Source organism: Pseudomonas bharatica CSV86 (genome assembly GCF_000319305.2).
Taxonomy (GTDB): Bacteria; Pseudomonadota; Gammaproteobacteria; order Pseudomonadales; family Pseudomonadaceae; genus Aquipseudomonas; species Aquipseudomonas bharatica.
Window position 1 is genome coordinate 2656398 of the sequence record NZ_AMWJ02000002.1, and the last position, 18603, is coordinate 2675000.

At 62.4% G+C, this 18603-nt stretch carries 17 protein-coding genes and 1 pseudogene (1 of these 18 cut by a window edge); 3 read left to right on the forward strand and 15 right to left on the reverse strand.

Annotated features, from left to right (window positions below):
* Positions 1–22: 22 nt before the first annotated feature.
* The 5 genes and pseudogenes from CSV86_RS26110 to CSV86_RS26130 all read right to left on the reverse strand — a co-directional run bounded on the left by CSV86_RS26110 (position 23) and on the right by CSV86_RS26130 (position 6592).
* Positions 23–1044: pseudogene (locus tag CSV86_RS26110) on the reverse strand (DUF5924 family protein).
* A gap of 131 nt (positions 1045–1175) precedes the next feature.
* Positions 1176–2549 carry a M16 family metallopeptidase gene (locus CSV86_RS26115; protein ID WP_009403420.1) on the reverse strand — a complete coding sequence of 458 codons (1374 nt, stop codon included), beginning with the start codon at positions 2547–2549 and terminating at the stop codon, positions 1176–1178.
* 36 nt (positions 2550–2585) lie between these two features.
* Positions 2586–4244 carry a Na/Pi cotransporter family protein gene (locus tag CSV86_RS26120; RefSeq protein WP_009403422.1) on the reverse strand — a complete coding sequence of 553 codons (1659 nt, stop codon included), beginning with the start codon at positions 4242–4244 and terminating at the stop codon, positions 2586–2588.
* Positions 4245–4479: 235 nt separating this feature from the next.
* On the reverse strand, positions 4480–5214 hold the full coding sequence (locus CSV86_RS26125) for a TerC family protein (RefSeq protein ID WP_009403423.1): 735 nt from the start codon (positions 5212–5214) through the stop codon (positions 4480–4482).
* Positions 5215–5284: 70 nt separating this feature from the next.
* Positions 5285–6592: a CitMHS family transporter gene (locus tag CSV86_RS26130; RefSeq protein ID WP_009403428.1), complete on the reverse strand. Its 1308-nt coding sequence runs from the start codon at positions 6590–6592 to the stop codon at positions 5285–5287.
* Between the two features lie 377 nt (positions 6593–6969).
* Between CSV86_RS26130 and CSV86_RS26135 the strand changes: the two genes are divergently transcribed.
* Positions 6970–7371 carry a GFA family protein gene (locus CSV86_RS26135; protein ID WP_009403429.1) on the forward strand — a complete coding sequence of 134 codons (402 nt, stop codon included), beginning with the start codon at positions 6970–6972 and terminating at the stop codon, positions 7369–7371.
* Here the strand turns inward: CSV86_RS26135 and CSV86_RS26140 are convergent, their stop codons facing one another.
* From CSV86_RS26140 to CSV86_RS26185, 10 genes are all read right to left on the reverse strand, one after another.
* Positions 7372–9330 carry a DUF7844 domain-containing protein gene (locus tag CSV86_RS26140; RefSeq protein WP_009403431.1) on the reverse strand — a complete coding sequence of 653 codons (1959 nt, stop codon included), beginning with the start codon at positions 9328–9330 and terminating at the stop codon, positions 7372–7374.
* Positions 9327–9647, reverse strand: coding sequence for a DUF2388 domain-containing protein (locus CSV86_RS26145; protein WP_009403433.1), 321 nt, complete (start codon positions 9645–9647; stop codon positions 9327–9329). The genes CSV86_RS26140 and CSV86_RS26145 overlap by 4 nt, the downstream gene beginning before the upstream one ends.
* 27 nt (positions 9648–9674) lie before the next feature.
* Positions 9675–9980: a DUF2388 domain-containing protein gene (locus CSV86_RS26150; RefSeq protein WP_009403435.1), complete on the reverse strand. Its 306-nt coding sequence runs from the start codon at positions 9978–9980 to the stop codon at positions 9675–9677.
* 112 nt (positions 9981–10092) lie between these two features.
* On the reverse strand, positions 10093–10410 hold the full coding sequence (locus tag CSV86_RS26155; protein ID WP_009403436.1) for a DUF2388 domain-containing protein: 318 nt from the start codon (positions 10408–10410) through the stop codon (positions 10093–10095).
* A gap of 282 nt (positions 10411–10692) precedes the next feature.
* Positions 10693–10908, reverse strand: coding sequence for a DUF1127 domain-containing protein (locus CSV86_RS26160; protein WP_009403437.1), 216 nt, complete (start codon positions 10906–10908; stop codon positions 10693–10695).
* 319 nt (positions 10909–11227) lie between these two features.
* Complete coding sequence (gene scpC / locus CSV86_RS26165; protein WP_009403438.1) at positions 11228–12721, reverse strand: succinyl-CoA:acetate CoA-transferase ScpC; 1494 nt, start codon at positions 12719–12721, stop codon at positions 11228–11230.
* A gap of 177 nt (positions 12722–12898) precedes the next feature.
* Positions 12899–14335: an NAD(P)(+) transhydrogenase (Re/Si-specific) subunit beta gene (locus tag CSV86_RS26170; RefSeq protein WP_009403439.1), complete on the reverse strand. Its 1437-nt coding sequence runs from the start codon at positions 14333–14335 to the stop codon at positions 12899–12901.
* 2 nt (positions 14336–14337) lie between these two features.
* On the reverse strand, positions 14338–14655 hold the full coding sequence (locus CSV86_RS26175) for an NAD(P) transhydrogenase subunit alpha part 2 (protein ID WP_009403440.1): 318 nt from the start codon (positions 14653–14655) through the stop codon (positions 14338–14340).
* 11 nt (positions 14656–14666) lie between these two features.
* Positions 14667–15788: a Re/Si-specific NAD(P)(+) transhydrogenase subunit alpha gene (locus CSV86_RS26180; RefSeq protein ID WP_009403441.1), complete on the reverse strand. Its 1122-nt coding sequence runs from the start codon at positions 15786–15788 to the stop codon at positions 14667–14669.
* Between the two features lie 417 nt (positions 15789–16205).
* Positions 16206–17120, reverse strand: coding sequence for a LysR family transcriptional regulator (locus CSV86_RS26185; RefSeq protein ID WP_009403442.1), 915 nt, complete (start codon positions 17118–17120; stop codon positions 16206–16208).
* A gap of 165 nt (positions 17121–17285) precedes the next feature.
* Between CSV86_RS26185 and CSV86_RS26190 the strand changes: the two genes are divergently transcribed.
* Complete coding sequence (locus CSV86_RS26190) at positions 17286–18467, forward strand: acyl-CoA dehydrogenase (RefSeq protein WP_009403443.1); 1182 nt, start codon at positions 17286–17288, stop codon at positions 18465–18467.
* A gap of 14 nt (positions 18468–18481) precedes the next feature.
* A protein-coding gene (locus tag CSV86_RS26195; RefSeq protein WP_009403444.1) for a CaiB/BaiF CoA transferase family protein crosses the window boundary here: on the forward strand, positions 18482–18603 show its beginning. Its footprint extends 1099 nt past the window's final position; 122 of the gene's 1221 nt are visible here — the first part of the coding sequence; it begins with the start codon at positions 18482–18484; the stop codon falls past the right edge of the window.

Genomic DNA, 18603 nt, shown 5'->3' on the forward strand with positions numbered 1-18603 from the left:
GGATGCGCCGCACAGCATAGCGTCACTGTGCCGCCGGTGCTTGACCGTCGTCCACAACCCGGAAGCGCAGCACACCGATTACCTGGCCGTCCTCGGTCAGCACCCGCACTTGCCAGCGCCCGACCGGGTTGGCCGGGAACACCTGCTTGTGGGTCCAGGCGCGATAACCTTCCTTGCGCCCACCGTTGATGTTCAGGGCGATGCGGTCCACTTCTTTGCCGTTGAGTTGCCAGACGTGGTAGATCCGCTCGTTCAGCCCGCGCGGCGCCTTGATCGCGGTGTAGGCGTACAGCCCGGCGCTGCGGATCTGGCTGGCGTTGACCTCCCTGAGGCTCTCGCTCGGCGTGCGGTCGCGGACATCGGTGGTGATCGCGACTTCGGTCATCCACAGGGTAGCCGGCGGCACCCAGGAGCGCAGCAGCCAGCCGGCGCCGCCGATGGCCAGGGTCACCAGCACCAGGGCGATGGCGCGTCGCGCGGTATTGACCGGGAAGCTGCTGATCAGGCTGGGGAAGGACAGCAGCATGGCGACGCCGAGGGCGAGCTTGAAGCTCTCGGCGGTGGTCAGGTGGAGGATGATCGGCAGCGCCGTGAGCATTGCGGCGAACAGGGTCAGGGTATGCAGGGCGAGGAACAGCCAGCGCCGTGGTGCGACCCATTTGTAGTAGAGCGGGTCGATGATCGAGACCAGCCCGGCAGCGCCGAGCAACCCGGTGAAGATCGCCTGGCCGCTGTTCCAGGTGGTGGTGACGAAGAAGAACGGCAGGACAAAGAACAGGCTTTCCTGGTGGATCATCTGCGTTGCGTAGCGCAATAGCGGCTGCGGAATCTCGCGCTTGAAGATGCGGGCGAAGAATTCGGTGAAGGTGTTTTCCAGCATCAGCCAGACCCAGCTCACCAGCATCAGGATCGCGACCCAGCTGGCCAGGCTCTCCTGGCGATCGACCAGGATGAAACTGCCGATACCGGAAACGAAACCGCCAAGTGCGATGACCCGGGGTAGCGCTTGATCAGCTCGATGATGCGCTGGATGTAGATTGGCATGTTGGGGTGTTCGCTGAGGCTGAAAAATACGGTTACAAGGATACCTTGGTTTTTGCCTGTTCGGGCCTCATCGCTGGCAAGCCAGCTCCCACAAGGTCCGTGTGGGAGCTGGCTTGCCGGCGATAGGGCCCTCAAGCCCGCCGCCGATACCAGATGCCCGCCCCGACCACGACCAGCACAACCCCCAGCACCCCGATCCAGAACAGTTCGTCATACCCGAGCAACGGCTTTTCCACCCTTACCCATCCGGCTTCCTTGAACACTTCGCGCATCGCCTGGTTGGCCTCGTCCAGGCTCACCCCGCGCAGCCGCTGCGCCGGATCGACGAACCTGCCATCGGCATAACTGTTCAAGGCGCCCCAGTAGTAATCCGCCAGTGCGCTGTTGCCCTGGGTCGTCCAGGCTTCCCGGGCAATCGCCGCCGCCTTGACCCGCTCGAAGGTCGCCGGATCCAGCCCTTCCTTGCGCAGGCGCTCGATCATTGCCTTCATGACCTTTTCCGCGTCTTCCACCTGGTCCCTATCCAGATCGGCATTCAGGCTGAGCATGCCGCTGTCGCCGAAGCTTTCGCGCTGGCTCCATGGCCCGTACGACAGCCCGTGTTCGAGCCGCAGTTCGCTGTACAACGCCCAGTCCAGGTAGCGCTGCAGCAGCTCCAGGGTTTCGTCGTGTTCGTTGTCCAGTACAGGTTCGAGGAACAGCCAGCTCAGCCGCGCACTGTTGCCCAGCACGCCGCGAACCAGGGTGCGATTGCTCTCGGCCTGGCGCGTGACGCCATCGAGCGTCCGGCGCTCGGCAGGCTCGCCGGGCTCCAGCTCGCCCCAGGCACGCTCCAGATAGGCCGGCAGGACCCGGTCGAGACCACCTACGACGATCAGGGTCATGTTGTTCGGCACGTACCAGCCTTTGCGGATTTCCTCGACCTGGTCCAGGGTCATGGCGTGGATATCGGAGCGCTCGGCGCACTTGAGCCCCAGTTCTATCGCCAGCTGGCTGCTGGCGCGCTGGCCGATGTCCTGGCGATCGAGCCAGCGTTGCAGATGAGAGTAATGCCCGCCGTCTTCCCGTTCGATGATGCGCTTGGACTGCGCCACGGCCTGCTCGTCGATCCGGGTGCGCTGGAGGATCGCCAGCAGCAGGTCGAGAACCTTGCGCTGGTTGCGCGCCGGGGCCTCGATGACGAAGGTGGTATCGGTGTTGCTGGTGTAGGCGTTCCACTCTCCGCCAAGGGCCTGCATGCGCTTTTCCAGGCCACCTTCGCCGCTGTCGTCGATCCCGCTGAACAGCAGGTGTTCGAGCAGGTGGGGCAGCTCTTTCTGCTCGCACGGGAAATCGTCGAGGCCGACCCCGACCACCAGGCGGATCGATACATGATCCCGTTCATAACCGGGCTTGAGCAGCACCTGCAGCCCGTTGGGCAGCAGATACCCCTCGACCTGGTTGCGATCGAGGGCAAAGCCGGGGGCACAACCCAGCAACAGGCAGACGAATATCAGGCAACGCATGCAGAACTTCCTTGACCAGGTCGATGCGGTACGGGGTCACGGTGAGTGGATTTCATCCGGCACGCTGTCGATCAGCAGACCGCCAGTGTCGTTACCCCCGAGTACCACATAGGCACTGCTACAGAACAATGAATTCAATCTTTTCATGTCCGCGATCAATTCCAGGTGCAGGGCGCTGGTCTCGATGCTTTGCACCACCTTGCGCTGCAGGCGGCTGACATGGGCGTGGGCCAGGCGTCGCTCCTGGGCGCGGAAGCGGCGTTTTTCCCGTAGCAGCTGGCGCGCGCTCTCCGGGTCGGCGCTGAGGAATACCGAAAGGCCGAGGCGCAGGTTGGCCAGCAACTGGGCATGCAGGCCGGTCAGTTCCTCCAGGCCGACCTCGGAGAACTCGCGGCGCTGCGAGGTCTTCTGTTGCTGGATCTTGCGCAGCATGCGTTCGATCAGGTTGCTGGCCATCTTCAGGTTAAGGGCCAGCTCGATGATCTCGGCCCAGCGCTGGCTGTCCTGTTCGCTGAGGTCTTCCCGGGGCATCTGCGCCAGGTACAGCTTGATCGCGTTGTACAGCGCCTCGATATCTTCGCTAAGGCTGCGCATCTCCTGCGATACCGTGGTCTTGGTGCCCCGCAGTACGCCGTTCATGGCTTCCAGCATGCTGTCGACCAGATCACCGAGACGCAGGGTTTCGCGCACGGCGTTGGCCAGGGCCAGGCTCGGAGTCGCCAGGGCGGCCGGGTCGAGGTGGCGCGGGGCGGTGCGGCCATTGGTGTCCGGGCGGTCCGGCATCAGCCAGGTGCAGGCCTTGGCCATGAGGTTGACGGTGGGCAGCAGGGTCAGGCAACGCAGGGTGTTGTAGAGCAGGTGGAAACCGATCACCAGCTCCTGCGGACGAAAACTCAGGCTGTCCATCCAGTCGACCAGGGGGTGCAGCAGCGGAATGGTGATCAGCAGCCCCAACAGCTTGTACAGCAGGCTGCCCAGGGCCACCTGGCGCCCGGCAGTGTTCTGCATGCTGGTGCTGATGAAAGCCAGCAGGCCGCTGCCGATATTGGCGCCGATCACCAGGCCGATCGCCACCGGCAGCCCGATCACCCCGGCACCGGCCAGGGTAGCGGTGAGCAGCACGGCAGCCAGGCTGGAGTAGGACACCATGGCGAACAGCGCGCCGATCAGGGCATCGAGCAGGATGTCCCCAGTCAACGAGGCGAACAGCACCTTCACGCCCTGGGCCGTGGTGATCGGGGTGGCGGCTTCGACGATCAGTTGCAGGGCAAGGATGATCAGGCCCAGGCCGATTCCGACGCGACCAAGCTGGCCGGCGCGGGTCTGCTTGCGCGAGAGGAAGAAGATCACCCCGAGGAAAATCAGCAGCGGCGACAGCCACGACAGGTCGAGGGTCAGCACCCGGGCCATCAGCGCGGTACCGACGTCGGCGCCGAGCATGATCGCCAGGGCCGGGGTCAGCGCCATCAGGCCCTGGCCGACGAACGAGGTCACCAGCATGGCCGTGGCGTTGCTGCTTTGCACCATGGCCGTGACCAGGATGCCGGCAATGAAGGCCAGCGGCCTGCGTGCCATGTTCTGGCCAATGACCCGGCGCAGGTTGGAGCCGTAGACCCTCAGGATCCCGGTCCGGACGATGTGCGTGCCCCAGATCAGCAGGGCGACGGCTGACAATAGATTGAGCAGGGTCAGCATGCTGGGCCCCCTGTTTGCGGTGCCCCATGGGGAAAAAATGAACGACGCTCGGAGCCTGGCCGTGAATACGGCGGTTGTTTCCAGTGCTCCCTTTAAGCTTTAGCCCGCTGAAAGCCATGGCGCCAGCGGTTTTGCCACGACCTGGAATGAAAAAAGGCCCCGACGGGGGCCTTGATTCAATGACGGGCCAGTATTACTGACCCGGGATGCCTGCGCGAAGTTTCACCGCGTCGGCTTATTGCTCGCCACGCTTTTTCGCAATGGCCGTGCGCATGCGGATGTTGATTGTTTCCACCGCCAGGGAGAAGGCCATGGCGAAGTAGACGTAACCCTTCGGCACATGCACGTCGAAAGCTTCGGCGATCAGCACGGTACCCACGACCATCAGGAACGACAGGGCGAGCATCTTCAGCGACGGATGCTTGTCGATGAATTCGCTGATGGCCTTGGCGCAGAGCATCATCACCAGTACAGCGATGACGATCGCGGCGATCATTACCGGAACATGGGACACCATGCCCACGGCGGTGATCACCGAGTCCAGGGAGAACACGATATCGATGATCGCGATCTGCACGATGGTGAACAGGAACTTGCCCCCTGCTCCGCCGGCCGGCTCCTCGTTGCTCTCTTCCTCGCCTTCCAGGCCGTGGAAGATTTCCTGCGAGCTTTTCCACAACAGGAACAGGCCGCCACAGAACAGGATCAGGTCTCGCCCCGAGATGCCCTGGTCGAAGACCACGAACAGATCGTCGGTCAGGCGCATGACCCAGGTGATCGACAGCAGCAGCAGGATCCGCGTGACCATGGCCAGGGCCAGGCCGAAGATCCGCGTGCGTTGCTGCATGTGCTTGGGCATGCGGCTGACCAGGATCGAGATCATGATGATGTTATCGATGCCCAGCACGATCTCGAGTGCGGTCAGGGTAAAGAGGGCAACCCAGATTTCCGGGTTGGTCAGCCATTCCATGTGTGTTCCTTCGAGCGTAAAGCGTCGCGCACCGCAGCGGCGCGCGACAGGTTGGTTGAATCCCGTTTACTTAGAGGCTGCTGAACAGCGGAAAAATTCCCATGAGCAGCGCGGCGAACATTATGCACAGGCAGACCAGTACCGCCCACTTGAGCGTGAAGCGCTGGTGATCGCCGAACTCGATACCGGCCAGGGCCACCAGCAGGTAGGTCGAGGGAACCAGCGGGCTGAGCAGGTGCACCGGCTGTCCGACGATCGAGGCGCGGGCCATTTCCACTGGCGAGATGCCGTAGTGGCTGGCGGCTTCCGAAAGCACCGGCAGTACCCCGTAGTAGAAGGCATCGTTGGACATGAAGAAGGTGAACGGCATGCTCACGATCGCCGTGATCACCGCCAGGTACGGGCCCAGTGCATCCGGGATCACTGCCAGCAGGCTCTTGGACATGGCGTCGACCATGCCGGTGCCGGACAGGATGCCGGTGAAGATACCTGCGGCGAAGATCAGGCCGGTCACCGCCAGGACGCTGCCGGCGTGAGCGGCGATACGATCCTTCTGCTGTTGCAGGCAGGGATAGTTGACGATCATGGCGATACTGAAGGCGATCATGAACAGCACTGGCAGCGGCAGCAGGCCGGCGATCAGGGCGGCCATCAGCGCTGCGGTCAGGGCGCCGTTGAACCACAGCAGCTTCGGACGGCGGGCATCCGGGTACTGGGACACGGAGATTTCGCTGTGGTCGATCTCGTCGCCGGGCAAGTGCAGCTCACCGAGGCGGGCGCGCTCGCGCTTGCCGTACCAGTAGGCGATCACCAGGATGGCGGCGACACCGGCGAGCATGGCCGGGATCATCGGCACGAAGATGTCCGAAGGGTCTACATGCAGGGCGCTGGCGGCACGGGCGGTCGGGCCGCCCCAGGGGGTCATGTTCATCACCCCGCCGGCCAGGATGATCAGGCCGGCCATGATCCGCGGGCTCATTCCCAGGCGGCTGTACAGCGGCAGCATGGCGGCGCAGCAGATCATGTAGGTGGTCGCGCCGTCACCGTCGAGGGACACGACCAGGGCGAGCACGGCAGTGCCGACCGAAACTTTCAGCGGGTCGCCCTTGACCAGCTTGAGGATCTTGCGTACGGCCGGATCGAACAGGCCGGAATCGATCATCAGGGCGAAATACAGGATGGCGAACATCAGCATCACGCCGGTAGGCGCCAGCTTGCTGATGCCCTCCAGCATCATCGGGCCGATCTTGCTGGAAAAGCCGCCGAACAGGGCGAACAGGATCGGTACCAGGATCAGCGCGATCAAGGCCGACAGGCGCTTGGTCATGATCAGGTACATGAAGGTGATGACCATGGCGAAGCCGAGGAAGGTCAGCATGGGGGTACTCCAGGCGTAGGTGCGTCGGGACGGGACGAAACGGACGGATCAGCGGGTTGGGCGCTGGGGCTGGAGTAACGGCGGGAATTGCGGGCGCAGGACGGTACGGAAGGACATCGGAATCACCATTGTTCTTGTTGAATAGGCCGGGCATCCTGATTTCGGGTGCCCTGGCGCGCCGGTCGTTTTGCCGGTGGTGAGGCGATGCTAAGGGCCTAAGCTTTCAGCCAGCTTTCGATGCTGAAAGCTTCATTTTGAACCTTGAGAGCCTCCCAGCTCCCATAGGCTCGGTCACTGTGGGAGCTGGCTTGCCAGCGATGAGGCCCTTGAGACCACTGGAAAAATCACTGAATACTGCGAAGGAGTGCCCAACGAAAATGAGCCAACACCAGGAAGGCGGCTGCCATTGCGGCGCCCTGCGCTACCGGGTCGAAAGCCCGCTGACCGATGTCGCCCATTGCCATTGCTCGATCTGTCGCAAGGTTTCCGGCGGCTTGCTGATCACCTGGGCCACGGTGCCCTGTTCTGCCTTCCAATGGCTGACCGGCACTCCGCAGCGCTACGACTCGTCCGCCAGTTGCGTGCGTTACTTCTGCAGCCGCTGTGGCGCCCATCTGGCCCTGACCACCGACCTGAGCCCGGAAACCATCGATATCACCATCGCTACCCTCGACGACCCGGCCTCGGTCCGCCCCGACCGGCATATCTGGACGGTCAGCCGCCTGCCCTGGCTGCATCTGGACGAGCACCTGCCTGGTGAGGAGCACGAATCGCTGTAATCAAGGCAGCTCCAGGCCGCCGGCCGCCTTGTGCAGGGCGCGCAGGTGGTTGCCGATCAGTTTGGCGTTGGTTTCCACGGCGCGGATTTCCTTGTCGCGCTCGGGGTTGAGCAACGCCCGGGCTTCCTTGTCGAGATCGGTACTCAGGCTTTGCAACCGGGCCTGTCGCTCGCGGCTGCTGTCCAGCAACTGCTCGCGCTCCTGGGCCTGGGGCAACCCGTAGCCGCCCTGCCCCAGCAATTCGGCCGGTTTGCTGAGAAAGCCACTGTTGGCCAGGATCTCTTGCAACGTGCGGTTGGCCTTGTCGACCCGTCCGTCCTGCTGCGAGCGGCCGCTCAGATAGCGCTGCTTGACCTCGTCCTGGGCCAGCAGCAATTGCCGGCGCAGGGCGGCCTGTTCCAGCAGCAGCATCGCTGCACTGGTGCGCAGATCGGCGCGCTCGAACCAGGTACGGCGCTGCTCTGCGCTTTGTTCCAGCCAGGATTCGACCGTTGCCTGGGGAATCGGCAGTTGTTTCTTCAACACCTGGAACATGGCCTCGAAGCGATCACGGTAGGAATCGAAGCGGTAGCCCAGGCGCAGCGCCTCGCGCGGGTCGTCGAGCACACGGGTGTCCGCCAGGCCGCGGCCCTTGAGCACTTCCAGCAGGCCGTTGGGCATGATGCTGTCGAGGCTGGTCAGTTGCCGGTTGGCGGTACCGCTGCGCAACAGCTTGAGGGTTTCCACCGCGCAGTTGTTGGACAGGAAGAAGTAGTTGCCGTCGTAGCTCCAGTGCATCTCCAGGGCCTGGCGCACCAGGTTTTCCAGCTCCGGACGGGACAGCTTGAGCGGCACCGAGGACAGGCTGCGCAGCTCGGTCTTGGTGTATTCGTCTATGACCTGGCCCAGCGGCAGCACGAACAGGCGCGATGGATAGGAGCCCACCAGGCCGTCCCAGCTGGACAATTGCACGTCGTTGACGAAGGCGCGGTACGACAGGACCAGATGCTGGTCGAGGTCCAGCCGGCAATCCGGGCCTCGCGGGCGACCCGGCGCACAGATCACCAGGCGCAACATGCTATGGCCCCAGCGGCTGACCCAGTTCTGGTTGGCTTCGGCCAGCAGGTAGTCCACCGAATAGACCCGCTCCGGGTCGATGTAGCCGAGGGGCTGCTTGGCGAAGTCATTGCCGGCGTTGAGGTAAGGCAGCTCTGCCGCACAGGGCGGATGTTCCGGCGCCCAGCCGAAATGTCCGCTCAGGTAGGCGTGCAGTGCCGGGCGACGGCAGGCGTAGCTCGGGTCGAGGAGAAAATACTCCATGTTGACCGCGATGAATTCCTTGGGGCTGCTCAGCTCGTAGCTGTCCGGGGTGCGTACGTCCTGGTGGTTTTCCTGCTCGCGCTCGCCGCGACGACCGACATATTGCGGCCAGCCGGCCAGGTCGAGCAGGCGCGGATCGTCGCTAAGGGTGAAGCGGCGCCCTGGCTGGCCGCGGCATTCGTCACGCAGGCCGACCTTGCCTTGGCTATCGAGCTGGCGTTGGCACTGGACGATCAGGCGACGCTGGTCCGCCGGCCAGAGCCGCGCGCGGTCGTAGATGTGGGTGAGTTCATGGAGCACGGTGGCCAGCAGCTCTTCGCGCACCGTGCCGTGGGGACGACCGGTCTTCTGCGTGGCGGCGCTGCCGTCGGTGAGGCTGTCAAGGAGACGACGGTTCAGGGCCAGGGTCGACACCAGCGAAGCCTGGCCGTACGCATCCTGCGGCATGCGCGAGTCCCAACTGATGGTGACGCTGCGGTCGAGTCGGGTCTTGAAGCTGGATGGCAGTTTTTCCAGCGCTTCATCCAGCAATGCCTGGGTCGCCTGGCGCTGGGCCGCGCTCAGCCCGTCACCTTGCAAATGCAATTGCAGATCGGCCACGGCGGGGCTGCCGAGCAGCGCGAGTACGCCGCCCAGCAGCCAGGCACGGAGTGATTTCACAGCGCGAGGATGGCTTCGGCGAGTACCTGGTCGCTGGCGTCGCGCGCTTCGGGGACGCGCTGGCGCAGGGTGTTGAAGGCGGCTTCCAGTTGTGCGCCGCGGATATCGCCATTGCTGGCGACGAAGCTGGCCGCGTCGTCACGGGCTTCGCGAACGACCTTGGAATCACGGATCGAGGTGGTGGTGTCCGAGGTGAAATCGATCGAGCGGCCAAAGGCACGGACGATGATATTGCTGGTGGCCACCAGGGTATGTGCCTGGGCCACATCGGCCAGCAGAAGGAAGCCGAGGGTGGCGGCGATCAGCGGGTTACGCATGGAACTTCTCCGGAGAAACAGGGGTGATCATTGGACGAGAATTGCTTGCGCCAGTTCAAGGTCGCCAGCATGAAGATCGGGGTTTTCCCGGCGTAGCCGGCCAATGACCGATTCCAGCCGTGCGCCACGGAGCTGGCCATCGCTGGCGACGTAGGCCGCAGCATCGTCGCGCGCGGCCTGCACCCATTTGCGGTCGAAGGGCGCGCTGGTCACCTGGCTGGTGGCGTAGCCGCCTATAACGCTGGCGGCGGTGGTCATGTCGAAGGCCTCGGCCGTTGTCGAGAACGCCGTTGTGGACCCGAACAGTGCAAGCAGCAAAAACACATAACGCATGGAAAGAGATGGCCCTTGGAAACACAAGGTGTCCAAGGCTATCCCATGGCATCAGCCCGGGCCAGAGCGGTTGGCCCGGCTGTTTTGCAGGGTGTTGCCTGGTGTGTCAGGCCTACAGCGCCAGGATCGCCTGGGCCAGTTGTGCGTCGCTGGCTTGCAGGGTCGGCAGTTGCTGGCGGATATGGGCGAAGGCGCTTTCCAGTTTCACTCCGCGGATATCGCCGTTGCTGGCGACGAAGCTGGCGGCGTCGTCACGGGCGGCACGCACGATCTTGTTGTCGCGGAACGACGAGGTCACGTCGGACGTGGCGTCGGAAGAGGCTTTCAGTGCACCGACCAGGGAGTCGGTGGTGACGATGAAGCTCGTGGCGTGGGCGGTGGAAGCCAGGGCCAGCAAGAGTGCGGCGCCCAGCAGACGGGTACGGATCATGGTCTATCTCCTGAGGTAGGACTTGGGTCCAGCAACTGTCAGACGCACGCTCAGCCGGTTGCGCTACGCGTGGCATAAAACCCTGTTGGAAAAAGCGTAACACGTAACAAGCGAAGCGCCGGTCGATATAACTGTTATGGTTGATTTTATAAATCTGAAAACTGTATCTGTCGGCCTTCAAATCCCTCTAGCCCGCGCCTTCCAGAACGAAAAAACCCGTCAGCAGTCACCTGCGACGGGTTTTTCGGAATTCGGTGCCGGCCTTGGCCGGCGGGCCTTGCATTAACGCCAGAAAGGCTTGCTCAGCTCTTCGTAACGTTGTGCTTCGCTGATACCGGCGTCAGCCAGCAGGCGAGCGTCCAGACGAGCCAGTTGATGGCGGCTGGAGATACGACGTTGCCACAGAACCAGGTTGGCCAACAGGCGCAGTGGCAGGGCAGCTTTGGATTGTTGAGCGTTGCTTTCGAAAACCAGACCGGAACTGAGGGTACGTTCCATGATGTGCTTCCTTCCGCTTGTGGCGGCATTGAGTAGTGATTTAACTGATGCCAATGATCCTCCTCGGGCGTCCATAACAGTAGATACAGTTCACCTGCATTGTGATGGTCCAGTTAACTGTTTAAGGGCACTGTTGCACTCGAAATGCACGCAACTGTACTGGTGAGCGCAAAAATGGTGCGTTTTTCAATTTTTGGCGAGTGGAAGGCGGAAAATCGAGGGGTTTTGAGCGGTACAGTAGTACAGTTTTTTCAAGTCAGTTGGTCGAACTGTTCAGCCGACAGGCATTGCACCTTGTCGGCTGAGCAGTGTTCACCGATTAAACGGCCAGCATGCGCCCGGTTTCTTCCAGGTTTTCATGCCAGGCCAGCGCTTCGCGCAGGATGTGTGGGGTATGACCGCCCCGCTCGCACGCGCGGGTGAAGTAGTCGTTGAGCGCTTCGCGGTAGTCCGGATGCACGCAATTGTCGATGATCGCCCGGGCACGCTCGCGCGGTGCCAGTCCGCGCAGGTCGGCCAGGCCCTGCTCGGTTACCAGGATGTCTACGTCGTGCTCGGTGTGATCGACGTGGCTGACCATCGGCACCACGCTGGAAATCGCGCCGCCCTTGGCGATCGACTTGGTCACGAAGATGGCCAGGTGGGCATTGCGCGCGAAATCGCCCGAGCCGCCGATGCCGTTCATCATCCGTGTACCGCAGACGTGTGTGGAGTTGACGTTGCCGTACAGGTCGAACTCCAGCGCGGTGTTGATACCGATGATGCCCAGGCGGCGCACCACTTCAGGGTGGTTGGAGATCTCCTGCGGGCGCAGCACCAGCTTGTCCTTGTAGCGCTCCAGGTTGCCGAACACATCGGCATTGCGGCGGCTCGACAGGGTGATCGAGCTGCCCGAGGCGAAGCCCAGCTTGCCGGCGTCGATCAGGTCGAACGTCGAGTCCTGAAGTACCTCGGAGTACATGGTCAGGTCTTCGAACGGCGACTCGATCAGGCCGCACATCACCGCGTTGGCGATGCTGCCGATGCCGGCCTGCAGCGGGCCGAGCCTGTTGGTCATGCGCCCTGCCGCTACTTCTTCCTTGAAGAAGTTGATCAGGTGGTTGGCGATGCCCTGGGTCTCTTCGTCCGGCGGCAGCACGGTAGACGGCGAATCCGCCTGTTCGGTAATGACGATGCCAACGATCTTCGCCGGGTCGATCGGGATCGCCGTGCTGCCGATGCGGTCATCGACCTTCACCAGCGGGATCGGTGTGCGGGTCGGACGGTAGGTCGGAATATAGATGTCGTGCAGGCCTTCGAGATTGGCGTTGTGCGCCATGTTGATCTCGATGATCACCTGCTTGGCGAAGATCGCGAAGCTCGCCGAGTTGCCCACGGAGGTGGTCGGCACGATATGGCCCTGTTCGGTGATCGCCACCGCTTCGATGACAGCGATGTCCGGCAGCTTGAGCTGCTGGTTACGCAGTTGCTCGACGGTTTCCGACAGGTGCTGGTCGATGAACATCACCTTGCCGTCGTTGATCGCCTTGCGCAGGGTGCTGTCCACCTGGAACGGCATGCGTCGTGCCAGCACACCGGCTTCGGTCAGTTCCTTGTCCAGGTCGTTGCCCAGGCTGGCGCCGGTCATCAGGCTGATCTTCAGCGGCGACTGCTTGGCCCGCTCGGCCAATGCGTGGGGAACGGCCTTGGCTTCACCGGCGCGGGTGAAACCGCTCATGCCAACGGTCATGCCATCCTGGATCAGGCCGGCGGCATCGGCCGCGCTCATGACTTTATTGTGCAGCGAGGACAAGCGAATACGATCACGGTACATGGATTGTTATCTCGGGTATTGAAACCAGGAGCGCAGTCTATTGCTTTCGCAAAGACTCGTCCCACGACCAAGGTCGTATGTGAAGCCCTGCAATAGAGCCTTCCGTCGGCAGACCGGGGACAAAAAAGCCCCGGTCGTTGCCGAACCGGGGCTTTTTGTCACATTTGGAAAGGGCCCTTATTCGACGGCCTTGACCATGTCCTCGATGACCTTCTTGGCATCGCCGAAGACCATCATGGTCTTGTCGAGGTAGAACAGTTCGTTGTCCAGGCCGGCATAGCCGCTGGCCATCGAGCGCTTGTTGACGATGATGGTCTTGGCCTTGAAGGCCTCCAGGATCGGCATGCCGGCGATCGGCGATTTCGGATCGTTCTTCGCCGCCGGGTTGACCACGTCGTTGGCGCCCAGCACCAGGACCACGTCGGCCTGACCGAACTCGGAGTTGATGTCCTCCATCTCGAACACCTGGTCATACGGTACCTCGGCTTCCGCCAGCAGCACGTTCATATGCCCGGGCATGCGACCGGCCACCGGGTGGATGGCGTACTTCACCGTCACCCCGGCGTGGGTCAGCTTCTCGGTCAGTTCCTTCAGTGCGTGCTGGGCACGGGCCACCGCCAGGCCGTAGCCGGGCACGATGATCACGGTGTCGGCGTTGCTCAGGAGGAAGGTGGCATCGTCGGCGGAGCCGGACTTCACCGGGCGCTGTTCCTTCGATCCGGTCGCCGCGCCGGCATCGGTATCACCACCGAATCCGCCGAGGATGACGTTGAAGAAGGAGCGGTTCATCGCCTTGCACATGATGTACGAGAGGATGGCACCGGACGAACCCACCAGGGAGCCGGCGATGATCAGCATCGAGTTGTTCAGCGAGAAGCCGATGCCCGCCGCCGCCCAGCCCGAGTAGCTGTTCAGCATCGATACCACGACCGGCATGTCTGCCCCGCCGATCGGGATGATGATGAGCACGCCCATGACGAAGGCCAGGGCCAGCATCACGGCGAAGGCGGTGTAGTTGCCGGTGAAGGTGAACACCAGGCCGAGGCCGATGGTGGTCAGGCCCAGTACCAGGTTCAGCTTGTGCTGCCCGGCGAACTGTACCGGTGCGCCCTGGAACAGGCGGAACTTGTACTTGCCGGAGAGCTTGCCGAAGGCGATGACCGAGCCGGAGAAGGTGATCGCACCGATAGCCGCACCGAGGAACAGCTCCAGGCGGTTGCCGGTGGGGATCGGGTCGCTGATGGCGCTGACGATACCCAGGGATTGCGGCTCGACCACAGCGGCAATGGCAATGAACACCGCAGCCAGGCCGATCATGCTGTGCATGAAGGCTACCAGCTCCGGCATCTTGGTCATTTCCACGCGCTTGGCCATGATCGCGCCGGCGCTACCGCCGATCAGCAGGCCGACGATCACGTAGGCGATGCCATCAGTGGCCAGCTCCGCGCCAAGCTTGTAGATCAGGCCAACGGTCGTGATGACCGCCAGGGCCATGCCAAGCATGCCGAACAGGTTGCCGCGCCGGGAGGTGGTCGGGTGCGACAGGCCCTTGAGGGCCTGGATGAAGCAGACCGACGCTACCAGGTAGAGAAGTGTTACCAGGTTCATGCTCATCTTTACTTCTGCCCCTCTGCCTTCGCGGCTTTCTTCTTGAACATCTCCAGCATGCGCCGGGTGACGAGGAATCCACCGAACACGTTCACCGCCGCCAGGGCCACCGCAAGGGTGCCCATGACCTTGCCGAGCGGGGTGACGGTCAGCGCCGCAGCGAGCATGGCGCCGACGATGACGATAGCGGAAATGGCGTTGGTGACCGCCATCAACGGGGTGTGCAGCGCAGGCGTGACGTTCCAGACCACGTGGTAGCCGACATAGATCGCCAGCACGAAGATGATCAGGTTATAGACACCGTGGGAAATCAGCATGTCTTCCATTGCCCTGCTCCTTAACCGTTCTTGCGGATGACCTGGCCGTCGCGGCACATCAGGCACGCGGCGACGATGTCGTCTTCGAGGTTGATCGTCAGCGCGCCGTCCTTGTCGAACAGCAGCTTCATGAAGTCCAGCAGGTTGCGCGCGTAGAGCGCCGAGGCATCGGCGCCGACCTGGGCCGGCAGGTTGGTCGGACCAACGATGGTCACGCCGTTCTCGATGACGATCTGATCGGCGACGGTCAGCGGGCAATTGCCGCCCTGGGCTGCTGCCAGGTCGATGACCACCGAGCCGGGCTTCATTTGCGCCACGGTTTCCGCGCTAAGCAGGGTTGGTGCCTTGCGGCCCGGGATCAGGGCGGTGGTAATGACGATATCGGCCTGCTTGGCGCGCTCATGCACGGCCTGGGCCTGGCGCTGCATCCAGCTCGCCGGCATCGGGCGGGCATAGCCGCCGACGCCAACCGCGCAGTCGCGTTCCTCGTCGGTCTCGTACGGCACATCGATGAACTTGGCGCCGAGGGATTCGATCTGTTCCTTCACTGCCGGACGCACGTCCGACGCCTCGATCACCGCGCCCAGGCGCTTGGCCGTGGCGATGGCCTGCAGGCCGGCCACACCCGCTCCGAGGATCAGCACGCGGGCGGCTTTCACCGTACCGGCGGCGGTCATCAGCATGGGCATGAAGCGTGGATAGTGGTGCGCGGCGAGCAACACGGCCTTGTAACCGGCGATGTTCGCCTGCGAGGACAGCACGTCCAGGCTTTGGGCCCGGGAAGTGCGTGGCGCGGCTTCGAGAGCGAAGGCGGTGATCCCGCGTTCGGCCATTTTTGCGATCAGATCGTTGTTGAACGGGTTGAGCATGCCCGCAAGCACGCTACCGCTCTTGATCAGGGCCAGTTCGCTGTCATTGGGCGCTACAACCTTAAGGACAAGCTGCGCGCCAAACGCATCGGCGGCGCTTCCAAGAACCGCGCCGACTGCCTCGTAGGCACTGTCAGGAATGCTGGCATTGACGCCGGCTCCACGCTCTACAGTGACCTGATGACCCTGGCCCACCAGTTTCTTGATGGTTTCGGGAGTGGCAGCGACCCGTGTTTCGCCCGTCTGCGTTTCGAGAGGAACACCAATGTGCACGTCATTTCTCCTGCGTGATCTTTGTTGTTGAACCAGCGCACTACGGATGGTGCGTCTGGGGCGGCCGATCAGCACGATCCCGCCTGAACGAGGCGGGGCGCGGCATTTTGCAAGCGATCCTGAATCGCTTCAATGGGTTCTGAATGGAAACTTAATCGAAACTACAAGTCACCCTGTGACCACTTGTCGCAACGAACCGGCTTTAGCCCGCCAAACACGGGGTTTAGCGACATTAGGAGATTTTCTAAAAATTTTCTGACAATTTTCGCGGAGAGGAAGAAAAAGGTCGTTTTTTCCGCTTTAAAGCCCCGTAAACATTGGGGTTGTCAGGGTTTTTGATGGAGGGCGCAACAGTTGTCGCTTCTGCGACATTTCCTTATATCTGTAGGTGTTAAATTTAATTGACTACCGGGTCAATTAGTCTGCTTGAGCCTTGTCTGCTGCGGTATAGCGCTGTGCCTCGGTTACTAGCCAATCGCGGAAAGCACGCAATGACGCCGACTCGACCTTTCTTTCCGGGATCATCAAGTGATAAGCCTTGATGCTGGACAGTCCGTGCGGGTTGGCAATCACTAGCCTGCGCTCCTCCAGTTCACGCTGGATCAGGAACGGTGGAATCAGCGCCACGCCCATCTCGTGCATCGCTGCCTGGGCCAGCATCGAGAATAATTCATAGCGCGGGCCTGTCATGTCGCGTGCGACGTTCATTTCCAGGCTGTTGAACCATTGGCGCCAAGCGTAGGGCCGGGTGGTCTGCTGCAGCAGGGGCAGTTGGGCGATGGTCTGCGGATCGAGCTTCTCGTGCTTGCCCAATAGCGACGGGCTGCACACCGGAACCGGGTTTTCTCCCATCAGCCTGTGGGATTGCGTACCGGACCAGTCGGCGTCGCCGAAGTAGATGGCGGCATCGAAGTTGGTGTCGGCGAACAGGAAAGGCCGGGTGCGGTTGGTCAGGTTGACCGTGACGTCCGGGTGGCGCTGCTGGAAATCCTTGAGCCGCGGCAGCAGCCATTGGGTGCCGAAGGTCGGCACGACCGCCAGTTCGATCACGTTGGCGCCCTGCTGGCCCATTACTGACAGCGTGTCGCGCTCCACCGCGTCTAGCTGGGTTGCCACCCGGCGACTGTAGGACAGGCCGGCTTCGGTGAGTTTCACGCCGCGTCTCGAGCGGCGGAACAGTTCGACGTTGAGGAACTCCTCCAGCCCGCCGATCTGTCGGCAAACGGCACCCTGGGTCAGGGAAAGCTCCTGCGCCGCCTTGGTAAAGCTCTCGTGGCGGGCTGCTGCCTCGAAGCAGACCAGGGCCGTGGTGCTGGGAATCTTGCGCCGCATATACGTCAACCTCACTAATCTGGCTTCGGAACAGCCTTCATCTCAATTACGAAGTGAGAAATTAGCACAAGAGGTTGCGGAATCCTCGTTTGTCGCCCTGCCCGTTCGGGCCTAGGATCAAGGCACGAGAACCATCATTCCCTTTCCCACCTCGAGGATTCCCACATGGCCGGCAAAGCAAGCTTCAACTGGATCGATCCGCTGCTCCTGGATCAGCAGCTCAGCGAAGAGGAGCGTATGGTGCGTGACAGCGCCTACAGCTTCGCCCAGGACAAGCTGGCGCCACGTGTGCTGGAAGCCTTTCGACATGAGCAGACCGATCCTGCAATCTTCCGCGAAATGGGCGAAGTCGGCCTGCTGGGCGCGACCATCCCGGAGCAGTACGGCGGCAGCGGCCTGAACTACGTGTGCTATGGCCTGATTGCTCGTGAAGTGGAGCGTATCGACTCCGGTTACCGCTCGATGATGAGCGTGCAGTCCTCGCTGGTGATGGTGCCGATCAATGAGTTCGGCACCGAAGCGCAGAAGCAGAAGTACCTGCCGAAGCTTGCCAGCGGGGAGTGGATCGGGTGCTTTGGTCTGACCGAGCCAAACCACGGTTCTGACCCGGGCTCCATGATTACTCGTGCGAGGAAAGTGGATGGCGGCTACCGCCTGACGGGTAGCAAGATGTGGATCACCAACAGCCCGATCGCCGATGTGTTCGTAGTCTGGGCCAAGGACGATGCAGGCGATATCCGTGGTTTCGTGCTGGAAAAAGGCTGGCAGGGCCTGAGCGCGCCTGCGATCCATGGCAAGGTCGGCCTGCGGGCTTCGATCACTGGAGAGATCGTCATGGATAACGTTTTCGTCCCCGAAGAGAACATCTTCCCGGATGTGCGTGGTCTTAAAGGTCCGTTCACCTGCCTGAACTCGGCGCGCTACGGTATCTCCTGGGGGGCTCTGGGCGCTGCAGAGGCCTGCTGGCACACCGCGCGCCAGTACACCCTGGATCGTCAGCAGTTCGGTCGCCCGCTGGCGGCGAACCAGTTGATCCAGAAGAAGCTGGCCGACATGCAGACCGAAATCACCCTGGGCCTGCAGGGCTGCCTGCGCCTGGGGCGGATGAAGGACGAAGGCACCGCGGCGGTGGAAATCACCTCGATCATGAAGCGCAACTCCTGCGGCAAGGCCCTGGAGATCGCGCGTCTGGCCCGGGACATGCTGGGCGGCAACGGCATCTCCGACGAATTCGGCGTGGCTCGTCACCTGGTCAACCTTGAGGTCGTGAATACCTACGAGGGTACCCATGACGTGCATGCACTGATCCTCGGTCGTGCGCAGACCGGCATCCAGGCCTTCTATTAATAGGGAGACAGTCCATGGGCGCGCTTTCTCATTTGCGGGTCCTGGATCTGTCGCGGGTACTGGCCGGGCCATGGTCCGGTCAGATCCTTGCGGATCTGGGTGCTGAGGTCATCAAGGTCGAGAGGCCGGGCAGCGG